Here is a 1,801-nt window from a genome sequence, read left to right on the forward strand (position 1 = left end):
ATGTCGAACGGTTGTGGCAGGCGCTTCATGAGACAATAACCCGAAATCACCAGTGCAGTTCAATGTGGCAACTGTTGAAAAAGGTCCATCACTTTATGAATACCGTCAGCCCATTCCCCGGGGGAAAACATGGGCTGGCTAAAGTGTAGCGGTATTAGGATCAGTTATTTAGCTCTCCAAAGTAAGGAATTACTCATGTTTAAACGTACTTTGACAGCGGCAGTTGCCCTGTTAGCGCTCTCTTCTGTTTCTGCCCCAGCTTTAGCGGCCAAAGGTGATACGCATGTCCTGCTGACCACTTCTGCCGGTAACATCGAACTCGAACTGAATAATCAAAAAGCACCGATCTCCGTTAAAAACTTCGTTGATTACGTTAACAGTGGTTTTTACAACAACACGATTTTTCACCGCGTTATCCCGGGTTTTATGATTCAGGGCGGTGGCTTTACCAATGAAATGCAGCAAAAACAAACCAATGCGCCGATCAAAAATGAAGCGGATAATGGTCTGCGCAACCTGCGCGGCACCATCTCCATGGCGCGCACCTCCGACAAAGACAGCGCCACCAGCCAGTTCTTTCTGAACGTCGCTGACAACGCCTTTCTGGATCATGGTCAGCGCGATTTTGGCTACGCCGTCTTTGGTAAGATCGTGAAGGGCCAGGACGTCGTGGACAAAATCTCTCAGGTGCCAACCAAAGATGTCGGGCCTTACCAGAATGTTCCCGTCAAGCCGGTGGTCATTTTGTCGGCAAAAGTCCTGCCCTGATTGTCTTGATTGCCATCCCGTTTCCGGCAAAGGGAAAATTTGCTCTTATACTTAGGGCAAACCTGAGCAGGAGGCGGTATGGCAAATACACTTACAGACAAACAGAAGGCAGCGCTCTGGCGACAGCGGCGGAATGCCAGCTATCGGGCAAGCTGTCGGCTTGAAGGCTTTACCCTGACGGAACCGGAGGTTAAGGGTGAAGAGGCGGAAGCCCGTCTGGCCTCATTAAGGAGGCAATATGGCTGCTAATACTGCCGTCACGCAGGATCCCTACCTGTGGCAAAACGACACGGTCCTCAAAAACCGTCTCGATATTCATGATGAGGCACAGTTACGAAAAGCGGAACTGAGCTTTAGCGCCGCCCGGCTTGCCACGCTTGAACTGGGCCCACCCAAAATCGGCCTGCCTTACCTGTGTCACATTCACCGTACGCTGTTTCAGGATGTCTACAGTTGGGCCGGCGAACTCCGCACGCTGGACATCTGGCGCGACGAAACCCCTTTTTGTCACTTCGAATATATCGAAAAAGAGGGTAATGCACTCATGGCCGCGCTAGAAGAAGAGAACGGCCTGGCCGATCTGCCTTTAGCTGAGTTTGCGAAACGCGTCGCCTGGTATTATTGCGAAATCAATATGCTTCATCCTTTTCGCGAAGGTAATGGCCGGGCGCAGCGTATTTTCTTTGAGCAACTTGCCCTGCATGCAGGTTACCTGCTGGAATGGGAAAAACTGAATCCGGAAGAGTGGGTCAGCGCCAGTCAGGCCGGTGCGGCAGGGGATTTACAACCGCTGGAAGACGTCTTTGCCAGCATCGTCAGCGAAGCGCATCCTGTCTGAACCCCGTTCCCGCCAGGGAGGCGAGCGCGTCTCCCTGCGCCTGATAGTCTGTTTTCCTCACATCACACGTAAGCGTCACATTTAAACCGTCTGTGCAGCGGGCTCCGGTTCCGGGAAAATAGTGTCCATCATTTTTTAATGGACACTATCGCGTGAAACACCGGACATGGCTCCTTGAGGCGCTTCGCCTCCATT

3 protein-coding genes and 1 pseudogene are annotated in these 1,801 nt (G+C 52.1%); all 4 read left to right on the forward strand.

Translation table 11 applies throughout. The features are described from left to right. Window positions 1-149: pseudogene (locus tag F7Q90_RS25485) on the forward strand (IS630 family transposase); the annotation flags it as partial. A gap of 46 nt (window positions 150-195) precedes the next feature. After that, a complete protein-coding gene (gene ppiA / locus F7Q90_RS25490; protein WP_006120992.1) occupies window positions 196-768 on the forward strand; it encodes a peptidylprolyl isomerase A in 573 nt (190 codons plus the stop codon). A gap of 78 nt (window positions 769-846) precedes the next feature. Then, window positions 847-1,017: a YhfG family protein gene (locus F7Q90_RS25495; protein ID WP_006120991.1), complete on the forward strand. Its 171-nt coding sequence runs from the start codon at window positions 847-849 to the stop codon at window positions 1,015-1,017. Further along, window positions 1,007-1,606, forward strand: coding sequence for a putative adenosine monophosphate-protein transferase Fic (locus F7Q90_RS25500; protein ID WP_006120990.1), 600 nt, complete (start codon window positions 1,007-1,009; stop codon window positions 1,604-1,606). Before F7Q90_RS25495 ends, F7Q90_RS25500 begins: the two co-directional genes overlap by 11 nt. Window positions 1,607-1,801: the final 195 nt, after the last annotated feature.

The sequence above is a fragment of the Pantoea stewartii subsp. stewartii genome, assembly GCF_008801695.1.
Taxonomy (GTDB): Bacteria; Pseudomonadota; Gammaproteobacteria; order Enterobacterales; family Enterobacteriaceae; genus Pantoea; species Pantoea stewartii.

Bases quoted from the DNA above. Each gene is read 5' to 3' on its own strand.
- ppiA (WP_006120992.1), top strand. From the start codon at position 196: ATGTTTAAACGTACTTTGACAGCGGCAGTTGCCCTGTTAGCGCTCTCT.
- F7Q90_RS25495 (WP_006120991.1), top strand. From the start codon at position 847: ATGGCAAATACACTTACAGACAAACAGAAGGCAGCGCTCTGGCGACAG.
- F7Q90_RS25500 (WP_006120990.1), top strand. From the start codon at position 1,007: ATGGCTGCTAATACTGCCGTCACGCAGGATCCCTACCTGTGGCAAAAC.